General features: G+C 65.6%; 12 protein-coding genes and 3 pseudogenes. 7 read left to right on the forward strand and 8 right to left on the reverse strand.

Annotated elements, in window-relative coordinates:
* Both AMK27_RS40360 and AMK27_RS40365 read right to left on the reverse strand, forming a co-directional pair.
* Window positions 1-479: ABC transporter permease (locus AMK27_RS40360; protein WP_445194904.1), on the reverse strand; the 479-nt coding region annotated here is incomplete at its 3' end.
* A complete protein-coding gene (locus tag AMK27_RS40365) occupies window positions 472-1,404 on the reverse strand; it encodes an ABC transporter permease (protein WP_073909639.1) in 933 nt (310 codons plus the stop codon). The genes AMK27_RS40365 and AMK27_RS40360, both read right to left, overlap by 8 nt.
* 1,305 nt (window positions 1,405-2,709) lie before the next feature.
* Between AMK27_RS40365 and AMK27_RS44640 the strand changes: the two genes are divergently transcribed.
* The 4 genes and pseudogenes from AMK27_RS44640 (at window position 2,710) to AMK27_RS40385 (ending at window position 5,133) form a co-directional block, all read left to right on the forward strand.
* On the forward strand, window positions 2,710-3,186 hold the full coding sequence (locus AMK27_RS44640) for an alpha/beta hydrolase fold domain-containing protein (protein WP_079188821.1): 477 nt from the start codon (window positions 2,710-2,712) through the stop codon (window positions 3,184-3,186).
* Between the two features lie 163 nt (window positions 3,187-3,349).
* Complete coding sequence (locus tag AMK27_RS40375; RefSeq protein WP_158076977.1) at window positions 3,350-3,604, forward strand: alpha/beta hydrolase; 255 nt, start codon at window positions 3,350-3,352, stop codon at window positions 3,602-3,604.
* Window positions 3,605-4,327: 723 nt separating this feature from the next.
* A complete protein-coding gene (locus AMK27_RS40380; protein ID WP_073919445.1) occupies window positions 4,328-4,531 on the forward strand; it encodes a hypothetical protein in 204 nt (67 codons plus the stop codon).
* 117 nt (window positions 4,532-4,648) lie between these two features.
* Window positions 4,649-5,133: pseudogene (locus tag AMK27_RS40385) on the forward strand (hypothetical protein).
* Window positions 5,134-5,319: 186 nt separating this feature from the next.
* Here AMK27_RS40385 and AMK27_RS44645 read toward each other — a convergent pair.
* From AMK27_RS44645 to secE, 4 genes and pseudogenes are all read right to left on the reverse strand, one after another.
* Window positions 5,320-5,388: pseudogene (locus AMK27_RS44645) on the reverse strand (hypothetical protein); the annotation flags it as partial.
* Between the two features lie 135 nt (window positions 5,389-5,523).
* Window positions 5,524-5,784, reverse strand: coding sequence for a hypothetical protein (locus AMK27_RS44650; RefSeq protein ID WP_445194905.1), 261 nt, complete (start codon window positions 5,782-5,784; stop codon window positions 5,524-5,526).
* A gap of 59 nt (window positions 5,785-5,843) precedes the next feature.
* Window positions 5,844-6,305, reverse strand: a pseudogene (locus AMK27_RS44655) (IS110 family transposase).
* A 535-nt stretch (window positions 6,306-6,840) separates the two neighbouring features.
* Window positions 6,841-7,128, reverse strand: coding sequence for a preprotein translocase subunit SecE (gene secE, locus AMK27_RS40395; protein WP_073919447.1), 288 nt, complete (start codon window positions 7,126-7,128; stop codon window positions 6,841-6,843).
* A 624-nt stretch (window positions 7,129-7,752) separates the two neighbouring features.
* Here secE and AMK27_RS42555 point away from each other — a divergent pair.
* Entirely contained in the window at window positions 7,753-8,352 is a 600-nt protein-coding gene (locus AMK27_RS42555; RefSeq protein ID WP_143204961.1) for a hypothetical protein, read from the forward strand.
* A gap of 551 nt (window positions 8,353-8,903) precedes the next feature.
* Here the strand turns inward: AMK27_RS42555 and AMK27_RS40400 are convergent.
* Together AMK27_RS40400 and AMK27_RS40405 are read right to left on the reverse strand one after the other, a co-directional pair.
* Window positions 8,904-9,281, reverse strand: coding sequence for a fic family toxin-antitoxin system, toxin component (locus AMK27_RS40400; protein ID WP_073919448.1), 378 nt, complete (start codon window positions 9,279-9,281; stop codon window positions 8,904-8,906).
* Window positions 9,281-9,520, reverse strand: coding sequence for a hypothetical protein (locus AMK27_RS40405; RefSeq protein ID WP_073919450.1), 240 nt, complete (start codon window positions 9,518-9,520; stop codon window positions 9,281-9,283). The genes AMK27_RS40400 and AMK27_RS40405 overlap by 1 nt, the downstream gene beginning before the upstream one ends.
* Window positions 9,521-10,421: 901 nt before the next feature.
* On the opposite strand from AMK27_RS40405, the gene AMK27_RS40410 reads away from it, so the two are divergent.
* Together AMK27_RS40410 and AMK27_RS40415 are read left to right on the forward strand one after the other, a co-directional pair.
* Window positions 10,422-14,180, forward strand: coding sequence for a type I polyketide synthase (locus AMK27_RS40410; RefSeq protein ID WP_143204962.1), 3,759 nt, complete (start codon window positions 10,422-10,424; stop codon window positions 14,178-14,180).
* A 478-nt stretch (window positions 14,181-14,658) separates the two neighbouring features.
* Window positions 14,659-15,063 carry a hypothetical protein gene (locus AMK27_RS40415; protein ID WP_073919453.1) on the forward strand — a complete coding sequence of 135 codons (405 nt, stop codon included), beginning with the start codon at window positions 14,659-14,661 and terminating at the stop codon, window positions 15,061-15,063.
* Window positions 15,064-15,258: the final 195 nt, after the last annotated feature.

Raw genomic sequence — 15,258 nt, forward strand, 5'->3', positions numbered from 1 at the left:
GGGATGCCGAAGAAGATGTCGGTCAGGCGCGAGAGCAGGGCGTCGATCCAGCCGCCGAAGTAGCCGGCGAGCATGCCCATCACACCGCCGACGAGCGTGACGATCGCGGTGACGGTCACACCGACGATGATCGAGGCACGGGTGCCGTAGATCAGTCGGGCGTAGACGGAGCGGCCCTGGCCGTCGTAGCCGAGCCAGCCCTCGGAACCGATGCTGCCGAGCTCCGGCTTGCCGAGGAAGTGCTTCACCAGGTCGCCCTTGGTGGGCGACGCGCTCGTGAAGAGGCTCGGCCAGGCGGCGACGAGGAGCAGGAAGAAGATCAGCACCGACGCCACGAGGAAGTACGGGTTGCGGCGCAGGTCGACCCAGGCGTCGCCCCAGAGGCTGCGGGCCTTCTCCTGCTTCGCCGGAGGAGTCACGTCGGCGGGAAGCGCGACGGCGTCCTCGACGGCGGTCGCGGTCTTGGTCACGTCAGGCATACCGGATCCTCGGGTCCAGGACCGCGTACAGCAGGTCGATGAGCAGGCTGGTGACCAGGTAGATGATCACCAGGATCGTGACGAGGCCGACCAGGGTCGACCCTTCACGCCGGGTGATCGACTCGGCGATGAGGCCACCGACGCCCTTGATGTTGAAGATGCGCTCGGTGACGACCGCGCCGCCCATGAGGGCGCCGATGTCGGTGCCGAGGAAGGTGACCACGGGGATCATCGAGTTGCGCATCAGGTGCACGCCGATGACGCGACGGCGGGGCAGACCCTTGGCGACGGCCGTGCGCATGTAGTCGGCGCGCAGGTTCTCCGCCATGGAGGTCCGGGTGAGCCGGGCGACGTAGGCGAGTGAGAGACCGCCGAGCACGATGGCCGGCGCGATCATCTCGGACACCAACTGGTCGTTGCTGACGTTGGGTTCGATCCAGCCGAGCTCGAAGGCGAACACCATCTTGATGATGAAGCCGAGGACGAAGACCGGGATCGAGATGATCAGCAGCGTGAAGATCAGGATCGCGTTGTCGGCGAGACGGCCGGCCTTGAGACCGGCGATGATGCCGAGGCCGATGCCGAAGACCAGCTCGAACGCGAACGCCAGAGCGGCGAGCTGCAGAGTGACGGGGAACGCCTCACCCAGGACCTCGGTGATCGGGCGCCCGTTGCGGATCTGGGTCCCGAAGTCGAAGTGCAGGATGATGTCGGTCATGTAGTTCCAGTACTGCTGCCAGAGCGGCAGATCCAGTCCCAGATCGTGTCTGATCCTCGCGAGGGTCGCGGGGTCTGCGCCCTTGTCCCCGAACATACCCGCCACGGGGTCGCCGGGCAGGCTGTAGACCATGAGGAAGATCAGCAGGGTGGTCCCGAGGAAAACCGGGATCATCTGGAGCAGTCGTCGTGCGACATAGCGCCCCATCATGCCTCCGTTGAAATATGACAGCAGCAACCGACGGGCCCTCCCTCGGCAACCGCGACCCGGAGCGGGTACGCGAATGTCGTGGAAGGGCCCCCCAGCCACATACGTAAGGCGCCGAACGCGGGGCTGACATCCCGTCAGCCCCGCATCGGCAGGCGGACTACGCTTGGGTGATTACTTCTTGACCTCGACGCCGGTCAGGATCGGGTCGCCGTCCTGGCCGTACGCCACGCCTGAGATCTCGCCGCTGTCGCCCCTACTCCTGCCGCAGGCGGTCGCGCAAGGGCAACGACAATCGTGCCCTTGCCCGCTTGGCGCTCGTGGCCACGCGCTTGGTCCTCCTCATGGGCTGCACGCGATTGCGCAGACAGCTAGATGTCGAAACGTGAATGACAGTGCTCCCCGCGCTCAGGATCGAGCTTTCGTCGGCACGAATGCAGACAAAAATCGCGGACTGCACGTCGGGCGATTCAATCTCTCGAGCAAGGCTCATTCATGAGTAGCCGCTACTCCATCGCTTCCTCGCCGATCCGTGCAGCACTCGGTCGAAGGCTTTCTTCAGGCCGCTCGTGTGCACGATGTCGTCGGGATCCGCCGCGGTTGGACGTCGATGCCTCCGGCCCGCGAGAACTGCTCCCGGATCGAGGTGGGAGATCTGTCACATCGTGAGTCCGGTCAGGTCGGCGTCCTCGCAGCTCGCGTCACGGTCACGGCGGCAAAGCACTTTCCGGCGGATGCGCCTTTGGAGTAGGCCATACTCATCCGTGCTCAGGAGGAAACGAGGGATGCTACCTCCAAGCCACTGAGAGGGCGATCCTCCCTTGACCCGAGCGCGTTCTCTGGTGACTTTGGGCAGTCGGCCACACTCTGAGGTGGCCGACTGCCCGCGTCGGTGATGAGCTGAGCGTTCGCCGAGAGGTGAGGTTGGTGCGGGAGTAGACGGCCACCTGGCAACATCTGGTCGGCCGACGGCAGATGTCACCGCCTTCCACTACTCAGGCCGTTCCCGCCCAGCTCGCAGTCGTCGGCGTGGCGAGCGTCAGTCGTTCCCCGCGATGTGGGCGGTGCGCAGGACGGGATATATCGCGAACCGTGTGTCCCCTTCGGTGAGATCTTCAGCCAGATCGGGTACCCGGACGTCGCTCCCGACACCACTCAGGTGTACGCCACGCGCAACGGCCGTGCCCTGAAGGCGGACGTGTACTTGCTCGCACACGGCAGGAACGGCAAGGTGCCGGCGGTTCTCCTCGCTCACGCCGGCGGGTTCCACACCTTCGACAGAAGCGGCCAGCGCGGTATCGGGCGCTGGCTGGCGGACACGGCGTGGCCACCATCGCCGTCGACTACACCCTAGCCACATCCGGCCACCCCACCTGGACCACCGCTCCTCAGGACCTGCTCACCGCGCTGCGCTGGGTGCAGGAGCACGCGGACGCGTACGGGATCGATCCTTCCGGCATCCTTTTGGGCGGCATGTCGGCCGGCGGCACCCTCGCCATGAGCACCGCCTACCGGCTCCAGAACGGCATGATCCGAGCCGCAGAAGGACCCACCCCGGAAGCCCCCAGGGCTACCGCGAGGTCTCCCCGACCAACGACGTCCGAGAGGGACTGCAATGGATGCTGCTGGTCGTCGGCGACAGCGATCACGGCACCCGCCCCGAGGCTTCGCCGAGTACGCCTTCGACGACGCCTACGGCAGCCGCACCTCGCAGAACAGTCGGCAGATCCTTCTCGACTTCCTCGCCCCGGGGCGGCTGTTCCTGAACGGCCGGGTAACTGAGGCGCCGCTCCGCCCCTCCGACCGAGCCGCCGACAGACCGCGGGGCGCCGGAAACCGCCCAAGGCTTCGAGATCCGATCTGAAGGACCGCCGTCAGGTTCCCGTCGTCCCGTCTGTACCGTGCGGCGCCCGTGTTATTGCTCGTTGCAGCCGTGGTCCTGCCCGTGACTGCCGCGAGTCGGCACCCGATTCCGGCGCCCCTCGGCCCAGCTCGCCCCGGCGACCGCGTCACGTGGCTCGGCTACGACACTCCCGGCATCACCGGCCCGGACGTACTCACCGACGCGCGCGCCCGTGACGCCGCGCCCCCACTTCAGGACTTCGTGGCGAGGGTGCACGGGATGAACCCGCAGGCCGAGGTCACACTCCTCTGCCACTCCTACGGGCCGTCGTCTGCGGCCGCGCCGCCCCTGGGCTGACGGTCACCGACATCGCGCCGTTCGACGCCCCGACGCCGCGGCGAACAGCATGGTGGCCCTGCACACCCCCGCACGTGTCTGAGCGGGCTGCGGCGCCACGGACTGGATCGCTCGAGTCCCGCATCTGAGAATCGGTCTCCCGGGCGACGGCCGCCTCGGCTTCGGCCGGAACCACGTCTCCGAGGACTTCAACACCCATCGCTTCCCCGCCGGTGAAGGGGGCCAGAGCGACTCCTTCAGGCCCGGCTCCACGTCCCTGCGTAACCTCGCGCGCATCGTCCTCGACCCACGACCGGAGGCCCTCCATGTCTGACGTGGCCCACCTCGTCAGGCGCGTGGAGCGAGCTACCCCGCCAGACCGCGACCGCGCCGTCGACGCCCTGCGGGCCGTGGCGTCGCGGGTGTGGTGCTGGGCCATTGGCTTGTGATGGCCGTCACGGCCGACTATTCGGGAGACGTACGCGCCACCAGCCCGTTGGCGTACATGCGGTGGTTGGCTCCATTGCGCAGGGTCTCTCGACGCTGGCCTTTTCGTCGGCGGCCGTACCGCTGGGGGGAGCCGCCCGAACGAGCCCGGGCCCGGGGGATCAGCTACCGTCCGTGGCCGCCGCACGCATGTGGCGACTGACCTGCCCCGCAGCAGGCTGCTCGCGTTGTGGGCCGTCGCCACGCTTGCCTGCGGGCCGCTGGCGTCTCCCCTCAGACCATGGGCTGCTCAACCTGGTGTCCTCTCCACTGTGGTTCCTGCTGGTGTTTGCCGCGCTGATGGCGGCGACCTGTTTGATTACCTGGGTCCACCTGCTCTGGCCGCTCGCTGTCGTACGCCAGGTCGTCCTGATCCGTTTCGGCTTAGGTGGCCCCGCGATGCTCGGCTGGATCAACCTCGCGGCCTGCTGGATGGTGCCCTCCTGCCTGGGTATCGCCTGAGTGCGCGGTGCCTTGCCCGAAGGCGGACTGCCAACAGGGCTGCTGTTCGGCGGGGCTGCCGTCCACCACCGGCCTCCTGTTCCGGGGGGAGTTGGTGAGCCGGGGCAGCATGGCGGGGTGGCTGATCTGCTGTGGGCTGACGTGAAGTGCTTCTTCGACCCTGACTTGGTGGGGTCGCTGCCGGACGTGCGTGTCCCGGATGCCTCGGTGGAGGACTGGCAGGCGGCCTTGATCTTGTCGCGGAGAAGGGCTGGAAGTGCCAGTACTCCGAGGGAGAGACGGTGCTTCCAGTGCCCCGGGCGGAGGCTGTGCTGTCCCGCCTGGCGGATGCCGAGTGTCCGGATCTGCGGGTCTGGCCGACTGCATATGTGTTGGCGGTCTTCCGCTTCCATGCCGCCGATGAAGTCGACTTCGACGTCGACCTGCGCGAGTTGCAGGGCCAGGAGCGACTGGATGTGTCATGCGACTTCCTCCGAGAGATCGGCCGGCTGCTCGGCAAGCCCGTGCTGATGGACCCGGAGGGCGACGATGGCCATCCGGTGATCGGCTTCGACGTCGAGGCCGAACGAGTCGTCCTCCTCGCAGACCCGCAGGTCAACTGACTGCGGCCGACGGCTGCGGTTCATAGAAGGTTCCGTCGCGGAGCATTGCGAATAGGACGTCGGCCCGGCGCCTGGCGAGGCAGAGCAGGGCTTGTGGTGCTTGCCCTGGGCGATCTTCTTGTCGTAGTGGGCCTGAGATGCCGGGTATCCCAGTGCGGCGAACGCGGAGAGTAAGAAAGCCCGTTTGAGCTGCTTGTTTCCTCTCCGGAAGGGCTGTTCACCGCGAATCGATGAACCTGAGCTCCGGGTTGCCGGGGCGAGTCCTGCGTAGGCGGCGAGGTGGCCGGCGGTCGGGAGGGTGCTGCCGTCGCCGACCCGATCAGGATGCGGGCTCCGGTCCTGACGCCGACGCCCGGCATGGACGTCAGGACCTTCGAAAGAGGGTGGTCTTCAAGCAGTTCCTCGATTGGCCCGGCCAGCAGCGTGGCGCTGATCGAGTATGGCGCCGAGCGATCCGGCCAGACTCGGGACGATGAACGTGGCCGCTTCGGTCCCTGGAACGATGACGGTCTGCTCGTCCAGCGCGGCGAAGATCTCCTCAACCAGCCGCTCGGCCATCCTCGACGCCTTCGGCCGCAGCAGCGTGACCAGCCGCCGACGGCCCGCCTTGCGTATCTGTGCCGGTGAGCCGAACCGCTCCAGCAAGGCCATGAAGGCTGGGTGCTGCAACCGCGGTCCCAGGATCCGTTCCAGAGACGGATGGATCTGGGTCAGCAGGCCGTGTAGCCGGTTCGCGACGCGGGTGGTTTCGTCGGCCAGGCGTCGTCGAACCCGACGATCATCTCCAGCTCGGCGATCGTCTCGTCCTCGCCGTCAATCGCCCGCAGCGTGTGCGGCATCGCGCGGGCCGCGTCTGCGATGTCTCTCGCATCGGTCTTGGCCTCGCCCGGGGCAGAGGTCGGCGATCCGCCGCATCGTCAGCCCGGCAAGTAGGCGACCGGGCAGCCCATGTCCCGCGCGACCGCCAGCGGCAGGGCGCCGATCGAGGCCGGCTGGTCGACCACGACCAGCACCGTTCCATGCTTGGCCCGGAGTTTCGCGAACAGTTCGCGGAGCTTGGGCAGGCGCTTGTCGAACGCCTTCTTGCCGGCCGGGGTGACGGCGGTGGCGTGGTGTTCGCCCTTGCCGACATCCAGGCCGAGGAAGACGTCGATGTCGCCGGTCTCGATCACGTGCAGGCCCCTCCATCACGCTCTCGTCCGGCCTTGCCACGGCACCGAGCTGCCACATCCACGTTACGGAGAGCTCTTCCGGCTTGGGCGAAACCGGTGCTCAAGCCCCTCATCAGCGGTCCGTCGATGCCTCCAGGCCCGGTGACACCACCCCCCGGATCATCGACAACAGGAGGGGGAAGTCATGCCGGACCTGAAGGCCGGAAGCACCATTGCAGAGCCACGAAAAAGGTAACGGGGGGATTACCCCACCTCGATGGAGGGAGTCCCTGGTGCGCCCGTCTCCCACCTCAGCCCGCCCACTCTGGCTGCGGTCGCCTTCGGCGTCAATGAGGTAAGCCATCTAGAGCAGGGGGCGACAACAACGCCACGATGGTGAGGGATAAGTCCGGAGCATCAGCGGGGTCGGCCTCGGGATTCCCGGCTTGCGGTGTCTTCACTGGTCGAAGCGTTTTGGGGCGCTGCGCGAGGTTCAGCGTCGTCGCAGGTATCGACTGCTCGCCCCTCGTCCTGCGATATAGAGCAGGTAGAAGAGTTAGCCGAAGATGAACGGGGCTGCTACCTGAAAGCCATAGTCAATCGCAGTGACAAGTCCGATCATTATGACGACAAACACGATCACGACAGTGGTGTATGTCGACAACTGACTGCGCGTTGGCCACACGACCTTGCGGAGTTCCGCGACGATCTGGCGACAGAAGAGCGCGAAACGGCTCAGATTTCCCCTATCTTTGAAATTCCTGCCTGCGCGGGAACTCTTCTTCTGCTCGACGTTGTCGTCATCGAAATCAGGCGTGCCGATCGAACCTGCAGTGTCCGTCACTATCTCTCACCTGACTCCTTGTCAGCCACGTTGTTTCCGAAACAGAGACAAGAGGCGGGGAACACACTCTGTGATCTGCCTCAGTCATTCAACGCGACGCTTGCCTGTTGGTGTGAGGTAGTCACTACTCATTTTCGTGGCATGGCCCAGGGTTCCTCACGCCCTCACGGCTGGTGACCTGGGTTGGAATGCGGTCATGGGCGAGTTCGTTCGATCGCGGCTGAACGATCTGTGAGGCGACCCGCGCCCCCGACCGGTACACACTCTCTTGCCGACCAGAGGCTGGCGGACGTTCAAACGTGCTGGCACAAACAGTGAGGAACGGTTCAGACTTCCGCGGTCCATCTCAGCAGGCAACGAGCCAGTGCCGGGTCCGAAGTCCGCCTGGGCGTGGCCGTGGCCCGCAGATATTGCCACCACCACGAGCCCGACCGGCGTGCGGCAGCAGGGACCCGAACCAGGGCCATCTCCACCTTATCGACATCGTGATCGTGGCCGACCCTGGGGTGGGGGAGCCGACGGCACCGCGGCCATTCCCCACAAGTGACAGAGAATCCGAATCGAACCTGAGCGGTGGCATCGTCGCCCCTTCGGCAACCTTCGCCCACGTCTTCGGTGAATGCGATGTTTTGGCTCGACAGGCACGGATATTCCAACATCCTCGTCGGCGACTATGACCCTCAAAGCAACGCAGAACCACACTACAGCGCAGTCACCAGCAAGATATCTCGCATGGGTGATCTCATGGACACCGGTGGTTTGTTCGGGAATGGGACGGATCCGGACGACGCTGTCGACGGGATGAATGAACAGTTCGAAGATAAAGGGTATGAAGCACACCTCGAGGCTTCCTATGTAGACCTCTCGGAGGAATCGAACCCAGGACGCAAATTGGCCGAGTTGGGCGCTGCCGGATACGGGAAGAACTTGCTGCTGCCCAGGCTCTGGCATTATGACGCGGAAGGTGACCACATTGGTGGCCACATAGTAACCGGGACAAGCGCTCAAGGAACCACTACTGGGCGCAGCTACATTGGATTCAATGATCCTGCCGGTGCACCTAATGGTGGAGGCGGTGACATCTATACGCAGTCCCCTTTCGGCGAGGAGAGCTACGAACTCGGGACCTCCAATGGGGATGGGGCTCGGGTAATTGGATACAAGGACAACAATTATTGCCTCGAAGGCGTATTCGTCATCAAGCGATTGACGAACGTGTCCTGACACCGGCGCTCGGCCTCGCTCCTCTGCGTGCCGGTGGCCACGCTCGTGGGCGCCGTCCCCGGCCCGGCCTGGGCTGCGCTGCAGGTCAGTCTCCCGAACCCGCGCTGCCTTCGCCGGGTCGCTCGGGCTGGGGCGGTGGTCGACCAGAATCTGTTCGTAGCCACGGCTGAACCGTTGAAGCATCGTCTGGAACGGCTGCCGGTGCAGCCCACCGCGCAGGACCAGTATCCGATGGTCCGAACTGACAAGCGCGGAGGATCTCGGTCTGCTCACGTTCGATGTCCTGGGTGTGGGGACATTCGAGACCACGCCGTCGCCGAGACGCGCCTCACCATCACCCGGCAGTGCCAGCGGCCCGCCTGAGCGATCTGTGTCGCGCGCCGACCATCCCGCTCCTGGACAGTTCTGGTAGCGCCGCTGCTGCGGCTGGGCGCTGGCCGCTGTCGGCCCTCCCGCTCACCGCCCCCGCGCCCAGGAGATCTTGAGCGGGGGCGACATGTCGGCGGCGACCACGGGTCGTGGTACAGGAGCGCGCAGTGCGCTGAAGGGTGTCAACTGGCGGTTGGCCACGTGCGCAGGAGAGCGGCGATCTGGCCGCAGGTGCAAGCGGGATCGAGGAGCAGGTCCTTGAGCGCAATGGCGTCGTTGCGGGTCGGTTTGACCGAGATCCCGGCGGCCTCGAGGTACATGACGCCCGTGGCCGCAGCCACCGCGAGGTTGGAGCGCTCCAGCCACCCGCACCGGCCCAGCGTGTGGATCAGGGCAGCCGCTTTGGCGTAGGGGCCGTCGTAGACAGGCTGCTCGAACAGCTCGGCCCGATGCCGGGCAACAGCTGAGACCGGGACTCCGTAGTCGTCGGGAGCCGGGTCATCGGCTCCCGCGGCCTCTGTGACCTGCAGGATCCAGGGAACGTCGATGTGCAGCTCCATCAGGCCGCGCGCGATCCCCGAGATACCTGCTGATTCTGCTCGGCCTCATCGAACACCGACTGATGTTCGGTCAGGAACCGGGCGGCCGCGTCCACAGCCCGGGCACGCAGCCCACTGGCATCGTCGTGCACCAACCGGGCGAGATAGTCCCCGACACTCAGGCCCAGATCGGCAGCACGGCTCCTCGCAAGCTCCGCGACATCCTCATCCACGCGTGCGCCCAGCTGTGTCTTCGCCATACGTGCATGGTAACACTTGTTACCATGCACGCCCACCCTCACTGCGAGTCTGGTCAATCTCGCGAACATGGGGAGCAGGCGCGGCCGGAGAACAGGCCGGTCGGTGCGGTCGTCGAGGCGGCTGGTCTGGGCTGGCGAACCCTCGTGTGGCCACTTGCCGTCCGGCGGCGGCCATGGGTGTCAGGGCGTGTTCGGTGATTGCGCCGGCAGGCGTAGAGCCTGTTCCACGGGCGGGTGTGGGGCGCAGTTGCCAGGATTGATCGGCCTGTAGTTGGCATGGCTCCCTGCTCGCGCAGCTGCTATGCGCTGGGTCCAGCCGGCCGGTCCACTCTCCAGAGTCCGAGGTCGTTTCACATGCCAACTACATCCTCGTCCGGCATCCGAAGGGTGTTGGCTACCCCGTAGTGCTCTTCAGCCCCATGCGTACCAATAGGACCACAGAAGACCGAAAAGCCATCCTTTGAGTATCGATTACTCACTTGAGGTGGGCTGGTCTTGAGTCACGATAGTGGCAAGATCTATTCGTTTGGCTGAGACGGGGATGTAGCGCCATCGCATGACCAGCCGTCTGCTTCGCATGCCGCTCGGCATGCCGGTTCCTTTGTCCCTCAGGGACAGGTGCCGGTCGTGACAGGTGAGGGCCACTCCCCAGTGATCGCTGTTAGGGCCAACTGTCACGAAGTCGTATCCCAGCCCACGGCGTCAATGACCGGTCTCCCGACTGCCGGAGCTTGACACCGGTCTGCCGAGGTTCCCCCTCAGGTGCTTGGCGCCGCCGGTGATCTGGCTGTGCTCCACATGCTCTGCCGGTCGTTCGACCCCTCATCCACCCGTCGCCCTGGCGGCGCTCGCATGTGCACGTTGGCGGCTCGATGGCCGCAAGAGAAACAGGAAGCAGTAGGTGGCAGATTCAATGCCTGCATCTGATGTGGTTGCGGTCGTGGGTATGGCGGGCCGGTTCCCCGGTGCCGACGGTGTCGATGAGTTGTGGTCGATGCTGTTGGACGGAACCGAGGCGGTCCGGCGTTTCAGCCCTGAGGAGTTGAAGGCTGCCGGCGTTCCTGAGAACCACATCAGGGATCCGGAGTACCGTCCGTATGCGGCCGACCTCAGCGGGGTTGAGGAGTTCGATGCCGCCTTCTTCGGAATCGCACCGGCGGAGGCGAGGCTGTTGGATCCGCAGCATCGCTTCTTTCTGGAGTGTGTCTGGTCGGCGCTGGAGGACGCTGGGACGCCGCCGGCTTCCTGCCAGGGAAGCATCGGGGTGTTCGGCTCTACGAGCATGAGCTCGTACCTGTTGCATCACGTACTGCCGTCGCCGGAATTCCATGGCCAGGCCTATACGTATCCGGTGCTGCTGGGCAACGACAAGGACTTTCTCGCTACCCGGGTCTCCTACCGGCTGGGCCTGCGGGGCCCGAGTGTGTCTGTGCAGGCTGCGTGCTCCAGTTCTCTGGTAGCGGTCGACCTGGCCCGAGCCGCCGTACTCTCCGGTCAGTGCGAGGTGGCCGTGGCCGGTGGAGTCAGCGTCTTCACCCCACAGACCGCCGGGTACCTGTACCAGCAGGGCGGAACGTTCTCCGCGGACGGCCATTGCCGGCCCTTCGATGCCGCCGCGTCCGGCATGGTACGCGGCAGCGGCTGCGCAGTGGTCGTCCTGAAGCGCCTCGACCAGGCCTTGGCGGATCGCGACCACATATACGCCGTCATCGCAGGCTCGGCGGTGAACAACGACGGTTCGGTCAAGGCGGGATACACGGCGCCGGGTGTGGCCGGACAGGTCGAGGTCATTCGGCAGGCGCTGTCGGTATCCGGGGTCACGGCGTCGGAGATCGGGTACGTCGAAGCGCACGGAACGGGCACGTTTCTGGGAGATCCCGTTGAGGTCGCCGCCCTGACCCAGGCCTACACCGAGACATCCGATCCGGCGGATGCCGCCCGGCAGGTTGCTCTGGGCAGCATCAAGGCGAACATCGGTCACCTGGACGCTGCGGCCGGTGTCACCGGCTTGCTCAAGGCCGCGCTCGTCCTGCACCACCAGATCATCCCGCCGCAGATCAACTTTTCCGAGCCCAATCCGGAACTCGGCCTGCCCGATACCCCGTTCACCATCCACGGCCAGCCCTACCACTGTGCTGATCGACCGTTGCGCGCTGCCGCGGTGACCTCACTTGGCATCGGCGGGACGAATGCCCACTGTGTCTTGACCACACCCCCACCAGCCGCACAGCGCGCGATGCAGCCGAGTGGCGACTACCTTCTGCTGCTCTCCAGCCCGGACGAGGCGCGTCTTGCGGGCATGGCCTGCGATCTGGCGGACCACCTGGACCGAAACCCCGGTGTTCGACTGGACGATCTGGCCTACACCCTGGCCACGGGGCGGGAACCGCTTCCACAGCGCGGCGCGGTCATCGCCGCAACGCTCGCAGACACGGTGTCGGCACTGCGTGACCTGCAGGACGGTCAGCAGCAGATGACCGAGGACAGTCGGGTGAAGGCCTGGCTCGGTGGCGCTCCTGCGCACGGCATGCCGCTGGGCGAGGTGGGGGAGGCGCGGAAGATCCGGCTCCCGGGAATGCGGTTCCATCGTGTCCGCCACTGGATCGACGCACCAGCGGCAGCACGTGAAGCCGACGCGCTCCGGCAACAGAGCGCCGGCGAGAACCTCCTCACCGACATCGTGGAGGCGTTCCGCGCGAACCTCGGCGTCGATTCCATGGCTCCGGATGACGACTACTTCGCTGCCGGCGGCGAGTCACTCATGGCCGTCAACCTGGTCGAGACCCTCCGGAGACGGCTGGGCATATCGGTAACCCACGCCCAGTTCACGCGACTCAGAACCCCACGACAGCTAGCCGCATGGTCCCAGACCGATCAAGCCCAGACGCTGCCACAGGTCAGTTCCGCAGAGACGCTGCACCTGGTGAGGGAGGGGACGCCCGGCCGAGAGATCTTCCTCGTACACCCGTCCGGGGGCACGGCGATGTTCGCCCACGCTCTGGCATCTCACAGTACCGACTCAAGCACGCTGTACGGCATCTCCTACCCCAGCGGCCTGAACGAACCGCTCACCACGATCTCCGAGATGGCCGAGCACTACGTCACCCTCATCCGTGCCGTTCGCCCCCACGGGCCCTATCGGATCGGTGGCTACTCACTCGGCGGCACCGTAGCCCTGGAAATGGCACACCTGCTCACGCAGGCCGGCCAGGAGGTCGACCAGGTCATCCTCTTCGACACCCTGCCTCCGCAGGCACACCCGCCCGCCTTCCACGAAGACGAATTCCTAGCGGCCTTTCCCTCTCTGCTGGCACTCACCCTGGGCGTGCCGCAACCAGCATCAGATGGTGCGCAACCGCATACCCCGGAGGAAGCGATCGCGTCGGTCAGTCAGCCGGACTGGACACCAGCCACCATCCGGGAACTCCGGAAGCTCTACGACACCTGGCGCAACTGTGCCCATGCACTGAGCACCTACCGTCCCAGTTCCTACGGAGGAGCGGTCCATCTTCTCGCTGCTCGGCAGCCTCTGCCGACCAACAGCAACAGCCTGCTGCCCACCACCACTCTCACGGCAGACGACTGGCAGCCCTATCTGACGGGTGACCTGACCTTCACTACGGTGCCGGGCGACCACTTCAGCATGTTCCACCCCGACAACCTTCCCGCTCTGGCAGCTGCCTATGACCGGTCCCTCCAGGGCTCCTCGCCCACCGCTGCCCGGTCCCTCCAGGACTGGCCGACAGCAGCCCCGACCTCGGTGCCAGGGAACCGGCCCCTGGCATGGCTGTTCGCCGGTCAGGGCATCCAGCATCCGGGGATGGGCCGCGACCTCCTCGACCGGTACCCCGAACTCGTGCGGGAAGCAGACGACGTCCTCGGCTACGACACCACACGTCTGTGTGCGGGCGATCCGGAGCGACCGCTGAGCAGCACTGCCTACGCCCAGCCCTCGATCTATCTCGTCAACGCCCTTGCCGCCCGCCAGCATCTCGAGGAGACCGGGCAGCGTCCTAGCATCGTTCTCGGGCACAGCCTGGGGGAGTACAGCGCGCTTGAGACGGCAGGAGTGTTCAGTTTCGGCGACGGTCTGCGCCTGGTCGCCGCCCGTGCCGCCGCGATGGCCCGCATCCAAGGCGGCAGCATGCTTGCCGTCGTCGGAATCCCCGAACCAGACCTGCTCGCACTCCTCACCACCGAAGACTTCCAGCAGATCGACCTGGCTGCCGCCAACACTCCACGCAACCACACACTGGCCGGGCCACACGAGGAACTGGAACGACTCACCCCCGTCCTCCTCGCTCACGGCGCCCGAGCGATACGCCCGCTCAACGTCAGCGGCCCATTCCACTCCCGCTACATGCAGCCTGCGGCTGACGAGTTCAGCACCCTGCTGCGCACTGTGGTCCTGCGAGAACCTGCCATCCCGGTACTGGCCAATGCCACTGCCCAACCCCACATCCGCAGAGACATACCCGCCGCACTCACCGACCAGCTGTGTCGCGCCGTTCTGTGGCGGAAATCCGTCGAACGAGCCATCACCGATCTCGATCCGGACTTCCACGAAATCGGCAGCCAACGCATCCTCACTCCCATGACCGCCCAGATCCAGGCATCCCGCACATCTCGGTCCAGCACGGCGGAGGGCACGCACGCATGAGTAGCAGTGAGATCCATTCCCTCTGTGAGCAGTTCCTGCACGCATACCAGGCACGCGACCTGAACACGCTGCGACAGCTCTTCACCCGTGGTGATGAGGAACTCGACGTGCCAGACCTCAAGGAAGGCCTTCGCTTCCTTGGCAGCAGCGACTGCGAAACCTCTCTCGCCTGTCAGTTCCCTGCCATCGAAGACACCGACATCGAGATCACACGGTTGAGCACCCACGTGCTCGCCGACGGATCCGCTGCTTGCGCCTACATCACCACCAACCACGGGGGCAAAGTATCCGGCCAAGGCGTACTCATTCAGGGGCTGCAGCTCAGTTTGGCCCTGGAGTACCACGACGGCTCCTGGCGCACCGTCAGTCTGAAACGACAGGGAGCGCACCAGCCGGTCGCGGCAACGGGAGGGTTCTCAACCGTGGAGTTCAGCAGCCCGCCTCGCCAACCACATCCGACGGAATCCCCAGCGGTGGAATGGCGGCCTTCGCCACCTATCGGCAGCTCGCCGCCCGTGTCACCGAACGACTCAGCCAAGGCACATTCGACTTCTCCGCGGACATCGCTCCCTACCTCGACGAACGTTTCATCGAAATCGTGGCCGGAGAGGCCATCGGCCTCGCTGGAGTGAGGGAGACCTTCACCCCGCTCATCGCCGCCACAGCCGCCGGCGCGACCTTCTCGTGGTCGGTGCAACTCGAGGACGCCCGCGACCTCACACCGGACATCGTCTTGCTGATCACCAATGCCCAGGTCTCCCTTGAATCCGGCGAGGGCCCCGTGGACGTCAAGCGGTACCGAATCACCAACCTTCTCGTCAGGAGTGCCCCAGACGTGTGGACATTCCTCCATCAGCACCGGACGGAGATTCCGACCGAATAGCCATCTGTTCATTCCGTATCGCCCACGATCAGCAACTGCAGCCAGGCGCTGACGAGCCGGCGGCCGCCCAGGCCACTCACGCCGGCCGCCCGGTCCAGCAGACCGGACATCAGCTCGGTGCGCGGTGCCGCCGCTGACCTCGGACAGACTGCTTCAGTTTTTGCGTAGTGCGAGTCCCCTGTACGGGAAACAAAA

The organism is Streptomyces sp. CB02009 (assembly GCF_001905825.1).
GTDB lineage: Bacteria > Actinomycetota > Actinomycetes > Streptomycetales > Streptomycetaceae > Streptomyces.